General features: G+C 61.7%; 13 protein-coding genes and 1 pseudogene. All 14 read right to left on the reverse strand.

Annotation, left to right across the window (positions count from 1 at the left end):
* Nucleotide 1: 1 nt before the first annotated feature.
* Nucleotides 2-973 carry a 2-dehydropantoate 2-reductase N-terminal domain-containing protein gene (locus EQW76_RS26420; protein ID WP_142831766.1) on the reverse strand — a complete coding sequence of 324 codons (972 nt, stop codon included), beginning with the start codon at nt 971-973 and terminating at the stop codon, nt 2-4.
* A gap of 12 nt (nt 974-985) precedes the next feature.
* The gene (locus EQW76_RS26425; protein ID WP_143123401.1) at nt 986-2,167 is read right to left on the reverse strand and encodes an acyl-CoA dehydrogenase family protein; all 1,182 of its coding nucleotides are present in this window, start codon (nt 2,165-2,167) and stop codon (nt 986-988) included.
* 119 nt (nt 2,168-2,286) lie between these two features.
* Nucleotides 2,287-3,390, reverse strand: a complete 1,104-nt coding sequence (locus EQW76_RS26430) for an LLM class flavin-dependent oxidoreductase (RefSeq protein WP_142831768.1) — start codon at nt 3,388-3,390, stop codon at nt 2,287-2,289.
* 168 nt (nt 3,391-3,558) lie between these two features.
* Nucleotides 3,559-4,650 (reverse strand): LLM class flavin-dependent oxidoreductase, encoded by a 1,092-nt coding sequence (locus tag EQW76_RS26435; RefSeq protein WP_142831769.1) that lies wholly within the window; start codon nt 4,648-4,650, stop codon nt 3,559-3,561.
* Nucleotides 4,647-6,377, reverse strand: a complete 1,731-nt coding sequence (locus tag EQW76_RS26440) for an ABC transporter ATP-binding protein (protein WP_142831770.1) — start codon at nt 6,375-6,377, stop codon at nt 4,647-4,649. The genes EQW76_RS26435 and EQW76_RS26440 overlap by 4 nt, the downstream gene beginning before the upstream one ends.
* On the reverse strand, nt 6,356-7,204 hold the full coding sequence (locus EQW76_RS26445) for an ABC transporter permease (protein ID WP_142831771.1): 849 nt from the start codon (nt 7,202-7,204) through the stop codon (nt 6,356-6,358). Before EQW76_RS26445 ends, EQW76_RS26440 begins: the two co-directional genes overlap by 22 nt.
* The gene (locus tag EQW76_RS26450) at nt 7,201-8,211 is read right to left on the reverse strand and encodes an ABC transporter permease (RefSeq protein ID WP_142831772.1); all 1,011 of its coding nucleotides are present in this window, start codon (nt 8,209-8,211) and stop codon (nt 7,201-7,203) included. Before EQW76_RS26450 ends, EQW76_RS26445 begins: the two co-directional genes overlap by 4 nt.
* 38 nt (nt 8,212-8,249) lie before the next feature.
* A complete protein-coding gene (locus EQW76_RS26455; protein WP_143123402.1) occupies nt 8,250-9,902 on the reverse strand; it encodes an ABC transporter substrate-binding protein in 1,653 nt (550 codons plus the stop codon).
* Nucleotides 9,903-10,122: 220 nt separating this feature from the next.
* Complete coding sequence (locus EQW76_RS26460; RefSeq protein ID WP_142831774.1) at nt 10,123-12,441, reverse strand: molybdopterin guanine dinucleotide-containing S/N-oxide reductase; 2,319 nt, start codon at nt 12,439-12,441, stop codon at nt 10,123-10,125.
* A 43-nt stretch (nt 12,442-12,484) separates the two neighbouring features.
* A complete protein-coding gene (locus EQW76_RS26465; protein ID WP_142831775.1) occupies nt 12,485-13,861 on the reverse strand; it encodes an FAD-linked oxidase C-terminal domain-containing protein in 1,377 nt (458 codons plus the stop codon).
* Nucleotides 13,858-14,607: a sulfurtransferase gene (locus tag EQW76_RS26470; protein WP_142831776.1), complete on the reverse strand. Its 750-nt coding sequence runs from the start codon at nt 14,605-14,607 to the stop codon at nt 13,858-13,860. Before EQW76_RS26470 ends, EQW76_RS26465 begins: the two co-directional genes overlap by 4 nt.
* A 59-nt stretch (nt 14,608-14,666) precedes the next feature.
* The gene (locus tag EQW76_RS26475) at nt 14,667-15,269 is read right to left on the reverse strand and encodes a DsbA family protein (protein WP_142831777.1); all 603 of its coding nucleotides are present in this window, start codon (nt 15,267-15,269) and stop codon (nt 14,667-14,669) included.
* Entirely contained in the window at nt 15,266-15,850 is a 585-nt protein-coding gene (locus EQW76_RS26480) for a TetR/AcrR family transcriptional regulator (RefSeq protein ID WP_142831778.1), read from the reverse strand. The genes EQW76_RS26475 and EQW76_RS26480 overlap by 4 nt, the downstream gene beginning before the upstream one ends.
* 316 nt (nt 15,851-16,166) lie before the next feature.
* Nucleotides 16,167-16,775 (reverse strand): annotated as a pseudogene (locus tag EQW76_RS26485) (nitrilotriacetate monooxygenase); the annotation flags it as partial.
* Between the last annotated feature and the right edge of the window lie 539 nt (nt 16,776-17,314).

Consider the following 17,314-nt stretch of genomic DNA (forward strand, 5'->3'; position numbering starts at 1 on the left):
TTCAACCGAATACGGTGGCGACGTCCACCGAACCCGGCAGTGCTCCATCGCGAGCAAGCTTCGCCACCGCCTGCTGAAAGGCGGCGTTGATCGGTGCGGCTACGCCGTGAAGGCGCCCGAGGCGCACGATCTCACCGTTCAGATAATCGACTTCGCTCGATGTGCCGCGCACGAAGCTTTGCCACGTCGATTGCTGGCCGCGCTCGATGCCGCTGCCTTGCGCGACCCGCCAGCCGGATATATCGACAACGCGTTCCGAAGATGCAGCGGGGTCGTATCCCGCGGCCTCCAACACGGTGCGTGCTTCACTTGCGAGATCGGTAGCGGCTCTGGCGCGGGCCTCCGGTGCTCCGGCGAAAAGCTCGACGGCGTTGGTGACATTGTGTTCCAGCTTCGCGGCCTTCCAGCGCCGGATGTCGGCCCGGGCCTCTGCCAGATATCCCGCCTTCGTCAGATCAGAGGTGATGGCCGATGCTGTGTCATCGAGGCCATGCGGATAGCGTCCAAGGGTCACCACGCCGATATTGGGCTCGCCGGCAACGACAACCTCGCCGGTAACGGTATAGCGTGCGGGAATGAGAATGCTCGCCGCATAGACATGGCTGAAGCGTCGAAACGCGATGTCCTCGGCGGCCAATCCATTCTGGAATGTTGCCAGGGGCAGTTCCGATGCAAGCCCGCCTCCCTCTACATCGCGCCACGCCCAGAAATTGGTTGCAGCCTCGACATCCTGCGCCTTCACCGTCAGGAGAAGGATATCGTCCGGTGAGAGGTCGGGCGGCGTTGCGGTATCGACCGCGTTAAGCCGGACAATTCCCGTTTCCCTGGGCCTGCGATAGGACAGGCCATGAAGCGCGATATGCGATATCTGCGCCCCGCGTCCCACCAGGACATAAGGAATGTCGTTGATCTCGAACTGGGCGGCGAGACTTGCGCCAACCGCGCCAGCGCCGACGATGATGTAGCGTTTCATTGTGCGTCTGCTTCAGGCTGTCTTGAGGACGGGGATGTCCGTGGAATATTGCGATACGGCGGCCTGGCCCTGTCTCCATCGATCAAAAGCTGCGCGCCCGAGGATGGACATGCATGTATCTTCCTGCGGAGCGTGGACGAGAACTGCCTGGATGTCGCGAAAATGCCTCTCAAGCCCCAGATCGCCACCGAGACCCGGATTACCAAGGCTTCGCACCGCGAGCTGGACCGCATCGCGCAGCTGCCGACCGGCTATGATCCGGGCGCGGATCAGCCGTTCCGGGTCGCCCTGGCCGCTTTCGAGCGAGTCGAAGATGATATGGCGGGCACCGGAAACGAGCAGGTCGATTTCTCCTGAGAGGTTGACGAACCGCTCCGTGCGAGCAATGTGATGGCCGAGATTGGTCGGTACGCGCTCGTGGGCATAGCGGATGAACTCGGCCTGGGCCGCTTCGGCAACGCCCAGATAGATCGCGGTCAGTGCCAGCGTCATGGCCGCGTGGGCCCGATTGTCCTGCTGGGCCACGGAAGGATCGACGAGGTCCAGCACGTTTTCCGCCGGGATTTCCACGTCATGGTATTTGACGTCGTGAGAGCCTGAGGCGCGCATGCCCAGGCTGTTCCAGTTCTCGATCACCTCGATGCCGGGCAGTCCGTTTGGCACGATGAAGGTTCCAACGCGTGTCGTCGTTTCGTCGGTGTGCGCCCAAACCAGGAAGTGTGTAAGCCCATGGGCACCGGTAACGAAACGCTTGTGGCCGTTGATCGCCCAGCCATTCCGGGTTCGGCGGGCGAGGGTCGCCGGCAGGCCGCCGCGCGCGGGCGAGCCCAGTTCCGGCTCGACGCGGGCGGCGTTCAGCAGCAGCGGGCGGTCCTTTGCCTCTTCCAGCAGGCGCTTGTAGAGATCTTCTGGCCAATTGTTTCTGGTGGCCTGGCCAAGATGGTTGAAGATGGTCATGGCGGTGATCAGCGCCACGGACGGATCGCCGCGCCCGAGCGCTGCCAGAATCTGGGCAGCATCGTAAAGGCTGCCGCCCCTGCCGCCAAAGCGGGTGCCGACGGTGGTTTCCAGAAGGCCGCTTTCATGAACGGCGCGAATGCCTGCCCAAGGAAACGAGCCGCTGCGATCAGCATCGGGAGCGGCTTCTGCAACAATCCGAACCGTTGCGTCGAGACTGCTTGTATCATGGGGCATGGGCCGGGGCCTTCTGACTGTGGGATAAGCGCGGCCTTCTCTGCCGCGAGACAGATTGCGCCGATCGCTCGGCGCAAAAGCTTGGTATGCGAAACGTCTGTGCGCGCCTGACGAAGAATTCAGGCGGCCGCCTTCTTCTTCGAGTCTTCCCGATCACGAATGCCTTCGCGCACCAGTGGCAGGATGTAGCGGCCATAATCGACGGCATCGTTGTAGTTGTCATAGCCGCGGATCGAGATCAGGTCGGCGCCAAGATCGATGTAATCGAGAATGGAATCGGCGATGGTCTGCGGCGATCCGACGAGCGCGGTGGTGGCCCCGCTTGCATTGGTGGCGGTCACCGTCGGATACCAAAGGGCGCGATCTTGGACATTGCCACGGGATGCAATGTCCAACAGCCGCTGCGAGCCGACATTGGCGGGGCGCGGAGCCGAAAGTGGAGAGCGGCTGAGACCCTTCTCGCGGTTCTCGTTAAGCCGATCAAGGACCTTGTGTGCTTTCACCCAGGCGAGTTCATCGGTCTCGGCCACGATCGGTCGGAAGGTGACCCAGATGCGCGGACGATCGACCCGGCCCGCTTTTGCGGCTTCGGCATAGATCCGATCGATCTGCTGCTTGGTTTCGGCCAGCGGCTCGCCCCAGAGGCCAAAGATATCGGCCAGCGAACCACCGATCCGGTAGGCGGCATCGGAGGAACCGCCGAGCGAGATGGGAATGAGGCCGTTCGTCGGGCGCACGGCACTGCGGAACTGTTTAAACTGGTAGTATTTGCCATCGAAGTCGAAAGGCTCGGTCGATGTCCAGACCAGTCGCAGGATGCGGATATATTCTTCCTGCCGCTCGTAACGCTCTTCCTTGTTGAGAAAATCGCCTTCGCGCGCCTGCTCGTCATCATTACCGCCGGCAATGAAGTGGACGACCACGCGCCCGCCGCTCAGCTGATCGAGCGTCGCGAGCGATTTCGCCGCAACTGTCGGATAGACGGTGTTGGGCCGCAGGGCGACGATGATCTTGATATTCTTCGTATGGGCGAGGATGGTCGCGCCAATGGTGAAGGGATCGAAAGATGACGATGAGTAGGGGATCAGGGTATAGTTGAAGCCGTAATCGTCGAGGGAGCGGGCATAGCGCTCGAGGAAGAGCGGATCCACCGGTGCATCGGGAATGGGATTGAGATCGTTGGATTCGTTTGGAAACGTGACGCTGATGAATTCTGCGGCCATGTGAGCCTGTCTCCCTGAGGATTATCGGTAGGTGGAAAGTAGAACCTGCCAAGCTGGGGAGGAAGACAGGTCATTCTTATTCCATAGAAACTGTAAAAAATATTCGCGCTAGGACACCGGTATGGAGTTGATCGGCATTCCAACGCTGCGTCGGGTCAGGCTTTGGGATCAGAAGCTGGGAGACCAGCCGAGGCTTGGAGCCACAGTGTCCGTGAAGTCGGCGAGCAACCGGATATTCTCTTGCAGGCCAAATGCCGGCGGCAGAAAAAGAATGACTTCATCGGCGGCGCTGAGGCCGGGATCGTTGTAGATCGCTTCGAGAACCTGGTTGGGGCCGCCGTGGAATACGGGGGAAATCTGTGTCCCAGGCGGCTGGTTGACGCGCTCGGTGGGCTGAAGTGCACCCTTGGGACGGGAGGCGGCAATGCCAAGCGTGCGCCGCTCCAGGTCGTAGGCGGCATATTTCTCCCGTAAGTCCGCGGTATTGCCGACGAGGATGGATGCGGCCACGATCACCGGTGGCGGCTCCGTTCCCCATATCTTGCGCCAGTGGGTGCGGTGAGCCGTGATGCTGCGCGCCTGATATTCGCTGAAGGTTTCGCCCTCCTCGTGGTCGTGGAGGACGGTGCCTGAGATCAGCCCGATACCGATTTCCGCAGCTTGCACTGCGGATGAAAAACTGCCCGAGCCCTGCCTGATGCGCGAACGCAGCGTCGCGCTGTGGGGCGTGACGCGCAGTTCGGCGCCTTCCGGCGCACCAAGGCCCGGCTCGGTAACGGTGTGCAGGATCTCGCCCGAAAGTGCGGCGAGAAAACGGGACTGGCGGCGCTTTGCCTCGGTGCGGGCGTCGGTATCGACCGTGCCGAATACGGCATCGAACGCGGCGTTCGCACCCGTCGAGATGGCAAGCTCTAGACGGCCATCGATCAGCAGATCGGTCGTGGCCGCTGCCTCTGCAAGCAGGATCGGATCCTGGTAGCGCATGGGGATGACGGCCGAGCCAAGCGTGATATGGGATGTGTGCTGGCCGGTCGCGGCAAAAAACGGCAGCGGCGAGGAGAGATAGTGGTCGAAGTGCCTTTGGTAGGCCCAGCCGGACTGCAGGCCCAGTCGCTCGGCTGCCTTGAAGAGCTCGATCCCGTCGCGCAGTCCCTGTGCCGGGCCGGCGTTGTCGTTGAAAGACACCCTTGTGTTGAAGCCAAGCCGCTTCTTCGCCCGGAATGATGCTGGCAGAGTGCTGGAGGGCACGGTGATGTTCATGCGATATTTTCCTTTTGGAAGGCCCGTCGCGGTTCCAGATGCGGCACCGGCACGATATTCGCAGCGCCCGACGGGATCGCTTCCAGCAGAGACACAGTGTAGGGCTGCTGGGGATTGTCGAAGATGTCGGCGACAGTCCCGTGTTCGACGATCCGCCCGCGCTGCATGACCGAGACGGTGTGCGCGAGTTGGCGCACGAGGGCCAGGTCATGCGACACGAAGACATAGGTCAGGCCCAGCTTGGCCTGCAGCGAGAGCAGCACCTCGACGATACCGGCCTGGACGCTGACGTCGAGTGCAGAGGTAGGCTCGTCAAGCACGATGACGTCCGGCTTCAGAACGAGCGCGCGGGCAATCGCCACACGTTGGCGTTGGCCACCTGAGAGCACACCTGGCTTGCGGGAAAGAAAGTCTTCGGCCAGCCCGACATCTTTCAGCGCTGCACGAACCCTGTCGCCCTGCTCCTTGCGTGTTCCAATCTTGAACCGGTCGAGCGGCTCACGAACCAGCTCCTCGACTTTCCAGGACGGGTCGAGCGACGTGAAGGGGTTCTGGTAGACGATCTGCAGATGGCGCCAAACAGAGCGCAGCGAAGCCTGAGTACGCCCCGTGAGTTCCTCGCCGGCCACTGAAATCTGACCGGTATCGGGCTGCTCCAGCCCCAGCAGCAGCCTGATCGTCGTTGTCTTGCCCGAGCCGGACTCGCCGACCAGCGCATGCGTGGTGCCGGCCGGAACGCTGAAGGAAACGTTATCGACAGCTGTCACCACCTTGTTACCGACGGTGAAATTCTTCGTGACGGCGCTGACCTCGATCTTTGGCGAGTTGGCGCCGGCAGCCTTGAGCAGCCGGAAACCGGGGTCGCGCAGTGCGGCATACCGGTTTGGATTGAGGACAGGCACATCCGCGTGCAGTTTCTTCGTGTAAGCCGATGTCGGCGAGGAGAAGACGGCGGCGGTGCTGCCGGCCTCCTGCACGACGCCGTCCTTCAGCACCACCAGAGCATCGGTTCGCTCCGCGGCAATCGCCAGGTCGTGGGTGATCAGCAGCAGGCTCATGTCCAACTCGCGCTGCAGCCGTGAAAGCAGATCGAGGATCTTTTTCTGGATGGTGACATCAAGCGCGGATGTCGGCTCGTCGGCGATCAGCAGTGTTGGGCGAGGCAGAACGGCCAGGCCTATCAGCACGCGCTGCAGCATGCCGCCGGACAGCTGATGCGGGTAGGAGTGAAAAACACGCTGTGGATTGTCGAGCCCGACCTGCGCAAAGGTATCGAGGACCAGAGCCTTGCGGATGGCCTTGTCAGGCTCATCGAGGAGGGCGGCCGCCTCCATCGCCTGGACACCGATCGTGCGCACCGGGTTCAGCGAATTGCCCGGATCCTGGGGAACGAAGCCGATGGCGCGCCCGCGCAATGGCTGAAAGCGACGTTCGGGCAGGCCGAGAATTTCCTGGCCTTCGAAAACGATGCGGCCGCTGGCTCGCCCGCCATGGGGCAGCAGCCGGAGCACCGCACGCGCGATGGTCGATTTGCCCGAGCCGGATTCGCCAATGAGCGCAAGGCTCTTGCCGCGACCAAGTTCGAAACCGACGCTTGAGACGACCTCCTTTTGTCCGTAGGAAACCGAAAGCCCGACGGCCTGCAGCAGCTGAGTTGAACGCTTCAACGTCAGCGGTGAGGCATCGGCACGGCTGTATGCTGCAGCTAGTCTGTCTTGCGGAGCCATCGGCTAATCCTGTTCATAGAGAGGACGGTCGCGATCGTGACGAAGGCGGGCGCGTAGACCAGCCATGGCCATTTCAGGTAATCCTTGCCGATCGACACCAGCAGGCCCCAGTCCGAGGCAGGTGGCGGGTCGCCATATCCGAGAAAGGCAAGACCGGCGATCAGCATGATGGAATCGCCGAATTGCAGCACTGCCAGTGGGAAAACCGAACGCGAGGCATTTGGCAGCACATGGCGCCAGAGGATGTGCCAGCGCGAGCCGCCGAGGAGAAAAGATGCCTCGACGAAGGTCGCCTGGCGGGTCTTGATGACCTCCGACCGCGTGACACGGGCGAACATCGCCACGGCCGAGACGCCGGTGGCGATCGCGGCGTTGGTGGTGTCGAAGCCGATTGCGGTGACCACGATGACGGCGAGCAGGAATTTCGGTATCGCCAGCAGCACGTCGACCATGCGGGCGAGTAGGGTGTCCAGCCGGCCGCCGAAGAAGCCGCCAAGGAGCCCGATGAAACCACCGGCGAAAACGCCGATGACGACAGCGATGAGCGCGCTCCTGACGGAAGAGGCTGCGCCATAGACAACACGCGTATAGAGGTCGCGACCCAGCTGGTCGGTTCCAAACCAGTGCGCGGCGCTTGGGCCAAGCAGCTTGTGGGCAGGCGTTCCGATGGCCGGGTTCTCGCTTGTGAACAGGCCGGGGGCGAGTGACCAGGCGAGCACCAGCGCGACGATTGCGAAGGATAACACCACGGTCGCCGGCACCCGGATAGATGTCAGCCAAGCAGCCATGGTGAAACGTGGGCTGGAAATGCCGGAAACAAAGGTCATGATTTCACCGCTTGAGAAAGAACGGCCGAATTGTCGTCGGCGGTGACCGGCCGCCGCTCGGCAAAGCCGAGCAGTTTCACGCGGGGATCGAGCAGAGGGTAGGCAAGGTCGGCCAGCAGATTGACGACCACGAAGACCACTGCCGCCAGCGAGACGATTGCCTGCAGCACCGGCAGGTCCTGCGTGCTGACAGAGCGCTGCACAAGGCTGCCGACGCCGTTGCGGCCGAACACCGCTTCGGTGATCAGCGAGCCGCCGAGCAGTTCGCCGATGGTCAGCGCGATGACGGTCACGACCGGCAGAGAGGAGGGCTTGAGCAGGTGCTTGGCAAAGAGCCGCATCTGGCTCAGACCACGGCTGCGGGCGACCGCGGCGTATTCTTGCCCGGCCTCGTGATCGAGGTTGGCGATGAGCACTTCCGCGATCTGCGCCGAGATGGGAATGCCGAGCGCAAGGGCTGCGAAGAAGGTCGCCCAGAAGCTGTCCGGCTTGATCACCCGGAAAAGACCCAGCTGGAAGCCGAAGATGTGGATCAGCACCAGGCCGATCACGAAATTGGGCACCGACAGGAACAGGGAAGGAAAGCCGCGCAGCAGCCCCTGGCCAAATTCCTTTCGAAGAAAGCGTGTTCCATAGGCAATGGTTATCGCTAGTAACAGCGCCACGACGAGACCGGTGAACGCAAGGATCAGCGTCGAGGGCAGCACATCGGCGATCAGGGTCGATACAGGCCGGTTGGTTCTCATCGAGATACCGAGGTCGCCAATGATGAAATGCGAGAAGGAGTTGGACAATTGCACCAGCACTGGTTTGTCCAGACCCTGGGCTACGATGATCTCCTGGATCTCGGCCTCGGTGAAGCCGTTCTGCGGGTTGCGCAGAACGTTGGTGATCGGGTCGCCCGGCAGGATGCTGACGACGATGAACGTAAAGACATAGGCCAGAAGGACGACGACAACGGCCTGGATGAGGCGCTTTCCAGCGTAATACAGGTAGGGGTTGGTCATGCCGATCATATCCTCACGTTTATCCTTCGTGCTCTCGGCTATTCGCTCAGGGATGCCGTGTAGTAGCTGGCGTAGGCGATGCCATTGTACGTCTCGCCTTTCAGCTTCGGGCTTTGCACGTAGATGCGCTGGACCATCTGGGTGCGCGGGATGAAGTAGCCCTGCTCCAGAACGTATTGCTGCAGTTCTTCGAGGAGCGGCTTTCGGATTTCGACGGTGGCTGCACCCGCGATCTTGTCACGTAGATCGTTGAGCTTCGTGTCGCGCTCGTCGAGCGCAAACCAGTTCTCGCCGTTGTTGGCGTTGGTGAGGATGCTGGCGACTGTTCCCGCATCGATGAAGCTGCGCGTCACCTCGTAAGCCGGCACGGCCGGACCGCCGAATGCGACCTTCTGGCCGAAGGTGACCACGTCGTAGGCGCGGATATCGACCTTCCAGCCGATCTTGCCGAGCTGCTGGGCGATCAGTTCGTCGATCGACTTCGATGTTGCGAGATAGGGGTTTGAATAGAGTGTTAGGACCAGCGGCTTGCCGTCCTTTGCGCGGATGCCGTCGGCGCCCTTAACCCAACCGGCTTCGTCGAGGAGCTTTCCGGCTTGGTCCGGATTGTAGGCCAGCAGCGCGCTCTGGTCGGTCGCGCCGGGCACGTTGCTCTGGATGAATGACGTCGCGAGCTTCCAGTCCGGCGTGTAGACGGTGTCGATGATCTCCTGGCGATTGATGCCGGCCTGTAGAGCCTGGCGTACCTTCACGTCGTCGTAGGGTGCGAGCTTGGTGTTGACTGCCCAGCCGTTGACGAAGCCGAGGTAGCGCGGCGTTGAAACGGTGAAGCCATCCGCCTTGAGAGACTGAAGCTCCTGCGGCGAAGCGTTATAGGCAATTTCGGCCTGATCGGACTGGACGGCGGAAATCCGCAGCGATTGCTCGGATACCAGCTTGTAGGTGATCGAGTCGATATAGGCCGGGCCGCTGTGACCGACGGCGGCAGGTCCCCAGTTATAATCTTTGCGTTTCACCAGCTTGACGAAGTCACCTTCCTTCCAGGAGTCAACCACATAGGGACCGCTGCCTGACGTCTTGCTCAGGTCAGCCTGGTCGGTTGCCGGCTGCGCGATCGTCTTCGGAGAGATGAGGATCGAGCCGTGGTAGCCAAGGGTCGGGATGAAGCCGAGCGTCGGCTTCTTGAAAACGACCTTCACCGTGGCGGCGTCAACGACCTCGGAATGATCGTAGGTCTTGGGGAAGAGACCGATCGGGTTTATGCCTTCCTTCTTCCGGCCGGCGTACCAGATGTCAAGGTTGGCGACGACAGCCGCTGCGTCGAGCGGGGTGCCGTCGGAGAAGGTCACGCCGCTCTTCAGGTGAAGTGTGAATTCGGTGGCCTTATCGTTCTGCTCCCATTTTTCGGCCAGCCATGGGCTCACCTTGCCTTCAGCATCGACGTAGATGAGCTTGTCCGTCACATGACCCCAGATATGGCCCTGGAAGCTGGAAATCGCGCTATTATTGGGAATCCAGGTGTCACCCAGCGAATCTATGAGGAAGGTGATGTCGCCGCCTTCACGCGGGCTTTCGGCGCCCAGAGTCGGGGTCAAGCCTACCGTCGCCACAAACGCAGTTGCTACCAGCGCGGACGTGCCGACAAGCAGACGACGTCGGGAAAGGGAAAAGAATGCGGAACGTTCGGTCATATCGTGTCCTGTATTTTTCCAAGCGGATCAATACGTTTAGAGTATGCAGGGCAGCTGACCGGAGAAAGACCAGTTGTTCTTTTTCTATCAATTTAATGGATTATTTTGTTCGGTTTCGAGGTGCGCAGGGGTCAGCTTTTTTCGGGCGCCGATATTGGCGGCGATCAGACCCACGGGACGGCAGCTTCAATCGATGGCAAGGAAGCGTGGGTGATTGCTGTCAATCCCTCTTCATCTCGGGGCCATGAGCGCCATCGGTAAACTTCATTTCTTCGAATATTCGAACTGGGGGCGGGTCGCCGTGAAATCGTTCGACTTGCACGCGGGTTATTTGCCCGGTCGAGCCCTGCGCCAATCTTGAGGTGCCGACATCATGTGTTAGAATGTTGGGATTGCCGTGCACGCACATGGCTTTGTCGGCGCTCCGGTCGTCCGGCTCGAACCACGCGCCGGTCGCAAGCTGCATAACGCCTTTCCGCAGGTCCTGGCTGAGGATCGCGGCGGCAAGGCAGCTGCCACGGTCATTGAACAGCCTCACGATGTCCCCATCGACGATGCTGCGCTCGGCAGCGTCGGCCGGGTGAATGCGGACCGGTTCACGGCTCTTGATCTTCGTCGAACGGCTGAAATCGCCGTAGTCGAGCTGGCTGTGCAGGCGATGATGCGGCTGGTTGCAAACGAGGTGCAGCGGATAGCGGTCGTCGCCTGCGTGCCGGGCCGGGTACCATCGCGGATGGCCGCGGCAATCGTCGTAGCCAAAGCCTTCGACAGTTTCAGAGAAGATCTCGATTCTACCCGAAGGCGTCGGCAGGGCCGATGCGAGCGGATCGTCGCGGAAGGCCCGCGCCGGACCGCCCACATCGGCTTCCAGCGGCAGGCGGATTTCTCCGCGATGCCAGAATTCCTCGAAGTCCGGAGCCTCGTGGCCGCCGGACGCCAGCGCCGTGCGGGTCGTCTCATACAGGAAGGCGAGCCATTGCCGCGACGATCGGTTTTCCGTGAAGGCCTCCGCCTTGCCGAGATGTGCCGCTATCGCGGCGAAGATCTCGTAGTCATCGCGCGACTCGCCCACCGGTTCGATCAGGCGCTTCATCGCCACCATCAGCGGATCACCGGCTGAAGCGCCGATATCCTCGCGCTCGAGTGTCGTCGTCGCCGGCAGGACAATGTCCGCGTGGCGGGCCGAGGCGGTCCACGCCGTCTCGTGCACGATGATGGTTTCCGGCCGGCGAAAGGCCTCGCGCAGCCTGTTGAGATCCTGGTGATGGTGGAACGGATTTCCGCCTGCCCAGTAGACCAGTTTGGTATCGGGATAGTGCGCATCAATGCCGTTGTACTGAAATGCCTCGCCCGGATTGAGGAGCATGTCGGCAATTCGGGCGACGGGAATGAAATCCGCCACAGGATTGCGGAACTGGTTGAAGGTCGGCAGCGGCACGGCCAGTTGCTGCTTGCCGTTGTTGCCCAGGGCGCCCAGCGAATAGGAGAAGCCGCCCCCGTCGAGGCCCATCTGGCCGAGCATCGCGGCCAGCACAATGCCCATCCAAACCGGCTGCTCGCCATAATCGGCTCTTTGGAGGGCGTGGGCAATCGTAATCAGTGTTCTTGCCCCCGCCATTGCCCGTGCCAGCTCTTCAATGACGCCTGCATCGATGCCGCAAATGGCAGACGCCCATCCAGGGCTTTTCCGTTGGCCATCGCTGCGGCCAAACAAATAGTCCTCGAAGCACTCGTAACCGACGGCATAGCGATCAAGGAAGTCGCGGTCGTGCAGCCCTTCCGTGGCAAGCACATAGGCAAGGGCGAGCATTAGCGCGACATCGGTGCCCGGCGTGATGGACAGCCATTCCGCATTGGCTTCTAAGGGAAAGTCGTCTCGCAACGGACTGACGAGGACGAAACGCGCGCCGCGCGTGCTGGCGCCCATCAGCTTGTCACGCACGATGTGCTGACTGTTACCGCCGCCATGGACGTCCGAATTCTTAATGGCCATGCCGCCGAAGGCGACGATCAGTTCGCTGCTCCGCTCGATCGCGTCCCAGGTGACGCTCTTGCGGTCGAAGTGATCGTAGGGTCCGAGCACATGGGGGATGATCACCATTGCGGCGCCGGAGCTATAGGTGTTGACGGACCGGACATAGCCGCCGAGCACATTCAAGAAGCGATGGACCTGGCTCTGGGCATGATGGAAGCGGCCGGCACTCGACCAGCCGTAGGAACCGCCGAACACGGCCGTCGGGCCGAAGTCGCCATAGACCCGCTCGAGCTCAGCCGCGACGAGCTCGATTGCCCTCGCCCAGCTCACCTCGACATAGTCGTCGGCGCCACGGTCCTGCGCATTGCCCTTCTTGCCCTCCAGCCAACCGCGCCGCACGGCCGGACGTTTGATGCGCATCGGGCTGTCGGCGACAGCCGGCAGATTGCCAAGCAGAGGCGAGGGATGCGGGTCGGCCGGATGAGGTCGGATTTCAAGCGTGCCGTCGCGATAGCGCCCCGAAAAAGCGCCCCAATGAGAGCTGTGGGTTTGGAAGTCGTTCATCGGGAATACCTCTTCATTCTTCACGCAGCGGAGGCCAAGAAACTCATTCCGGCAGAATCTTGCCCGGGTTCATGATGTTCATGGGATCGATCGCGGCCTTGATCACGGCCATCAGATCGACGGCATCGCCGTGTTCGCGGCGCAGGTAGTCGATCTTGCCCGTTCCTATGCCGTGTTCACCGGTCGACGTGCCGCCGACCGAGAGTGCGTGCAGAACCATCGCCTTGTTAATCGCCGCGACCTCGTCGAGCTCTGCCCTGTTGTCCGGATCGACGGCGAAGACGACGTGATAGTTGCCGTCGCCGACATGGCCGAGAATGGCGGCCGGGACGCTGCAGCCCTGCAGCAGTGCGCGCGTCTTCAGAATGCAGTCGCTCAGTTCCGAGACGGGAACGCAGACGTCTGACGACCAGCCTTTGGCATTCTGACGCTGTGAAACCACTGCATAGAATGCGTTGTGACGCGCCTTCCACAGCCGGTTTCGATCTTCCGCTGCGTTGGCCCATTCGAAATCCCGGCCGCCATGCTCGTCGACGATCGCCGCCACCATGTCGACCTGCTCCTGTACGGCAGCGGGAGAGCCGTGGAATTCAAAGGCAAGTGTGTCCTCGATCTTCAGCGTCAGGTTGGAATAGGCGTTGACCGCAGCGATGAGCCCACGGTCCATCAGTTCCATGCGGGCGACGGGGATGCCCAGCTGGACGACAGCGATCGCTGTGTCGACCGCCTGCTCGACGCTCGCAAACGAGCACAGCGCCGCCGTAATTGTCTCGGGAATGCCGTAGAGTCGAAGTGTCACCTCAGTGATGATACCGAGCGTCCCTTCCGAGCCGATGAACAGCCGAGTAAGATCGTAGCCGGCCGAGGATTTGCGGGCCCGTCCGCCGGTGCGCACGACCTGTCCGCTCGGCAGGACGACGGTCAGCGACAGGACGTTTTCGCGCATCGTGCCATAACGGACGGCGTTGGTGCCCGAGGCGCGTGTCGCCGCCATGCCGCCGATCGAGGCGTTGGCGCCGGGATCAATCGGGAAGAAAAGTCCCTTGTCGCGCAGATGGGTGTTGAGCTGCTCGCGGGTGACGCCGGCTTCGACTGTACAATCGAGATCTTCGGCGCCGACCCGGACGATCAGCGACATGCGCGAAAGATCGATGGAGATGCCGCCGCATATCGCCGTCAGATGCCCCTCCAGCGAGGTGCCCGCCCCAAACGCGATTACCGGCACGCCTTCGGCCGCACATAGCCGGACGGTCTGCGCCACCTCGTCAGTGTGTTCCGCAAATACGACGCCGTCCGGCATCGCTGCCGTATGGTAGGATTCGCCGCGGCCATGCTGCTCGCGCAGGGCAGGCGAAGTCGAGAAGCGATCGCCGAAAATGGCGCGGAGTTTGTCGGAAAGTTCTGTCGAGAGGTGCGTCATTCGCCGCCTCCGGTTTTTGCCGCGCCGGTGGCGGCCGGTGTGTCGCCGTGCTGTCCCCACTCGGTCGCGGCGCCGTCGTAGATCGCGACGTCCTGCTTGCCGACGAGATACAGCGCAAAGGCGAGTGCCGCCGCGGTAACGCCGGAGCCGCAGCTTGCGATGACGGGTTCGGCGAAATCGAGACCGGCATCCTCGAAGGCCGCGCGGATCTCAGCCAACGGGCGGACTTCGCCGGATTGCGGATCGGTCAGCGCGTTGAAGGGCAGATTGAGGCTTCCGGGAATATGTCCTGATCGCAGACCGAGCCGCGCCTCCTTTTCCTCTGCGGTGAAACGGCCGACCGATCGGGCATCGATGACTTGCTCCGCATGGCTCGTCAGATTGTCGAGAAGCTGCGCCTTTGAGCGGGCGGCAGCCGGCGCGAATTTGGCACGGAACGAGGTGCTGGCCGGATGGGTAACTTCGTCGGTCACCGGCCTTGCCTCGCTCAGCCATTTCTTCAGTCCGCCGTCGAGGATGGCGACCCTGTCGTGGCCGAAGGTCCGCAGCGTCCACCAGACCCGTCCCGCCGACATCAGGCCGGGCGTGTCGTAGATCACGACAACGCCGTCGTTGGCGATGCCGAGATCCGAGGCATGGCGCTCGAACGCCGCACTGGACGGTAGCATGTGGGGAAGCGTCCCATGGTAGAGATGGGCCGACAGCCATTCGGTGGACACGAGCGAACCTGGCAATGTAGCGGACATGGATTGCTCCCAGCAGTGCTGTTGGTGAGGGGGTGGCGGCAGCCATGCCGCATCACCCGTCAGGCGACGATCTTGTCGCCGTTCAGATGCCGATCGAGGAATGGCAGGCTGTCCTGCCCCCAGTAGAGCTCACCATCGTAGCGGAAGGTCGGAAAGCCAAAGACGCCGCCCGCTCTTGCCGTCTCGAGGTTTGATTCCCAGGTGGCCTTGACGTCTTCGGCCTGGGCCCGTTGCTCCAATGCAGTGCCATCGAGCCCGGCAGCATCGGCAATGGCAACGCGGACAGTTGATTGACCGATATCCTCTCCTCGTTCCCAGAACGCCGCCTGTAGCGCGGCCGTCAGCTTCAACCAGTTGTCGCTACGCTCGATTGCGGCAATGACCATCAAACCGGCCGGCGTGGGATCGGAGAGAGTGGAGCGGTTGTCGAAATCTAGGGTCTTGCCGCGGACGGCTGCCCAGCGCTTCAGGTCTTTAATCCAGTAGGCGCGGCGGGCTTCCGGTCGGTTGCGCGAATAGATGGCGCCGTTGTCCTCAACGAGCGGAATCACGAAGGGGCGGATCGAGGCGCCGTGTTTGGCGGCAAGCGCCGTAAAGGCCTCAAGGCCGATGAAAGCCCAGGGCGAACCAATGCCGAAAAAATAGTCGATGTTCTTGGTCATGGAATGCTCTTTGCAGCTTTTCTGTTCGAATGAAGGGCCGTGTCGAAGACGGCGATGGCGCAATCGCGCGCGATGAGAACCACACCGGGATCGCGTTCGACGGCGACCGTTGCCAGCGCGCCTTCGTAGAGAAGGGAAAGATGTGCTGCCGCCGGTTCGGAGCCCAGATCGGAATTTGCCATGACGGCGCGGAAGATATCCTTCACCGTCTTTTTGTGCATACGCGCGACCGTCGTGACGCGCACCGAATCGCCATGTTCGGCAACGGCGAGCGCGAATGCACAGCCGCGGAATTCCGGACTGTCGGCTTTCTGGTGCAGCTGCTCGAAAATCATTCGGATCTGATCCCGTGGCGTCTTCGCCTCGTCAAGAACCTCTCGAAGCGATCGGATGACGCGGTGGTGGCGATCTTCGAGATAGGCGGCGACAAGATGGTCCTTTGAAGGGAAATGCCGATACAGTGTGGCCTTGGCAACCTTGGCCTCCTCGATGATTCGGTCAATGCCAACGGCACGTATGCCCTCGCGATAAAATAGCGCTCCCACCGCGGTGAGAATCTGGTCGGATATTGGCTCTTTCATGAAACGACTTCGGGCTGGAGGGGGTTGATAGTGTCTGGCAGACCGGTCGATCCGCCTGCCGTGCCTGTAGATACGAGTTTGTCGTGTCCAGCCGCCGGGCAAATCGATTTGCATGGTGCGCGCTTCACGAATGACCCCGCCGCGGATAGAGCAATGCATCTAAGCGTGAAACGGCAACAGAGAAAGACAGGTTGTTCTTTTTCTTCCTGCCTTAAGGAAATGGTTTTGCTCGGTCGAAGCTGCGGCGTCGGGGCGCTATTGCCGGCGTCAGTCGAAAACGCCTTGGCCACCTGCGGCGCGCTACGTTTCCGGTTTATCACCCTGCAGCAGCAAGGAGTGCGGGCTGATCGAGGCCGAGATGGTCTCGCAGCGTCGAACCGCTGTAGTCCAATCGGAACAGGCCGCGCTCCTGCAGATGGGCACGACCAACTGGGTGAAATCTTCCAGTCCCTGCAGAAAGAAGGGCGGCATGACATTGAACCCTTCGGCGGCGCCAGCTTCGAACCACTGCTGCATCCGGTCGGCAATCTCGACCGGCGTTCCGACCAGCATGTTATGGCCGCGTCCTGCAGCAACCCGCAGCGCCAACTGACGGATGGTCAGCTTTTCCCGCTTCGCCAGTTCGGTCAGCAATTCGGCGCGGCTGCGCGGCTGATCCGAGATCGGCAGATCGGGCAGGGGAGCATCGAGATCGCGGCCTGCCAGACTATGGCCCAGCCGTTCCTCGAGACGCGGCATCGCGCTCTTGATGTCCGTCCATTGATCGAGCCCAGCCCGCTTTTCGGCTGCCTCGGTCGAGGTGCGGCCGATCACCGCCAGGAAATCTGGCATCACGGCCACGTCTTCCGGCCGGCGTCCGAAGGCAACAACGCGTGCCTTCAGTCGGCCGCCGGCTTGTCGCCTGTGCCAGCTACGGCGTGCAGGTAATCGGTTCGGTACTGGTCATTATTGCTGTAGGTAACAGTGGGCCGTGGCTTTTTCTCGGCATCGCGCTGTTTGGGTTGGGAGTTGGAAACGCCACATCGCTACCGCTACTCATCGCACAGCAGGAGTTCCCCCAGCAGAGACCGCGCGCGTGGTGCCGCTGATGGTCGCCATCGGTTAGGCTGGTCATGCCTTTGCGCCGGCAGCTTTTGGTCTGCTGCGGGGCTGACGGTGTCTATGCCGCCGGATCAACCTTGCTGTTCCTCTGCGCAGCGGCAATACAGGTCGCTGCGATTGGATGCATCCTTTTGGGCCGGCGAAGAAGGCCGCTTGATGCCCCCCGCGTTGCCGGAAGAAATTTTGGATACGATTAAAGGCAAGTTGCTAAAAATAACTGGTCCAAGTCAGACGCGGCCCAATAGAAAACGGCCGATTCGTTTCCGGCCGCTCCCTCGTCACAACAATGCTATGGATCAGGCAGCAGCCCTCAGGCATCCCCTCATTTTGAGATGACGTAGGGCGGGAAAGATGATTCTGCAT

The organism is Rhizobium sp. rho-13.1 (genome assembly GCF_007000305.1).
GTDB classification, from domain to species: domain Bacteria; phylum Pseudomonadota; class Alphaproteobacteria; order Rhizobiales; family Rhizobiaceae; genus Rhizobium; species Rhizobium rhododendri.

What these genes read in the sequence shown, in the direction of transcription:
- EQW76_RS26455 (WP_143123402.1), bottom strand. Translation starts at nt 9,902, where the DNA reads ATGACCGAACGTTCCGCATTCTTTTCCCTTTCCCGACGTCGTCTGCTT.
- EQW76_RS26460 (WP_142831774.1), bottom strand. Translation starts at nt 12,441, where the DNA reads ATGAACGACTTCCAAACCCACAGCTCTCATTGGGGCGCTTTTTCGGGG.
- EQW76_RS26445 (WP_142831771.1), bottom strand. Translation starts at nt 7,204, where the DNA reads ATGACCTTTGTTTCCGGCATTTCCAGCCCACGTTTCACCATGGCTGCT.
- EQW76_RS26440 (WP_142831770.1), bottom strand. Translation starts at nt 6,377, where the DNA reads ATGGCTCCGCAAGACAGACTAGCTGCAGCATACAGCCGTGCCGATGCC.
- EQW76_RS26475 (WP_142831777.1), bottom strand. Translation starts at nt 15,269, where the DNA reads ATGACCAAGAACATCGACTATTTTTTCGGCATTGGTTCGCCCTGGGCT.
- EQW76_RS26425 (WP_143123401.1), bottom strand. Translation starts at nt 2,167, where the DNA reads ATGCCCCATGATACAAGCAGTCTCGACGCAACGGTTCGGATTGTTGCA.
- EQW76_RS26465 (WP_142831775.1), bottom strand. Translation starts at nt 13,861, where the DNA reads ATGACGCACCTCTCGACAGAACTTTCCGACAAACTCCGCGCCATTTTC.
- EQW76_RS26470 (WP_142831776.1), bottom strand. Translation starts at nt 14,607, where the DNA reads ATGTCCGCTACATTGCCAGGTTCGCTCGTGTCCACCGAATGGCTGTCG.
- EQW76_RS26435 (WP_142831769.1), bottom strand. Translation starts at nt 4,650, where the DNA reads ATGAACATCACCGTGCCCTCCAGCACTCTGCCAGCATCATTCCGGGCG.
- EQW76_RS26450 (WP_142831772.1), bottom strand. Translation starts at nt 8,211, where the DNA reads ATGACCAACCCCTACCTGTATTACGCTGGAAAGCGCCTCATCCAGGCC.
- EQW76_RS26430 (WP_142831768.1), bottom strand. Translation starts at nt 3,390, where the DNA reads ATGGCCGCAGAATTCATCAGCGTCACGTTTCCAAACGAATCCAACGAT.
- EQW76_RS26420 (WP_142831766.1), bottom strand. Translation starts at nt 973, where the DNA reads ATGAAACGCTACATCATCGTCGGCGCTGGCGCGGTTGGCGCAAGTCTC.
- EQW76_RS26480 (WP_142831778.1), bottom strand. Translation starts at nt 15,850, where the DNA reads ATGAAAGAGCCAATATCCGACCAGATTCTCACCGCGGTGGGAGCGCTA.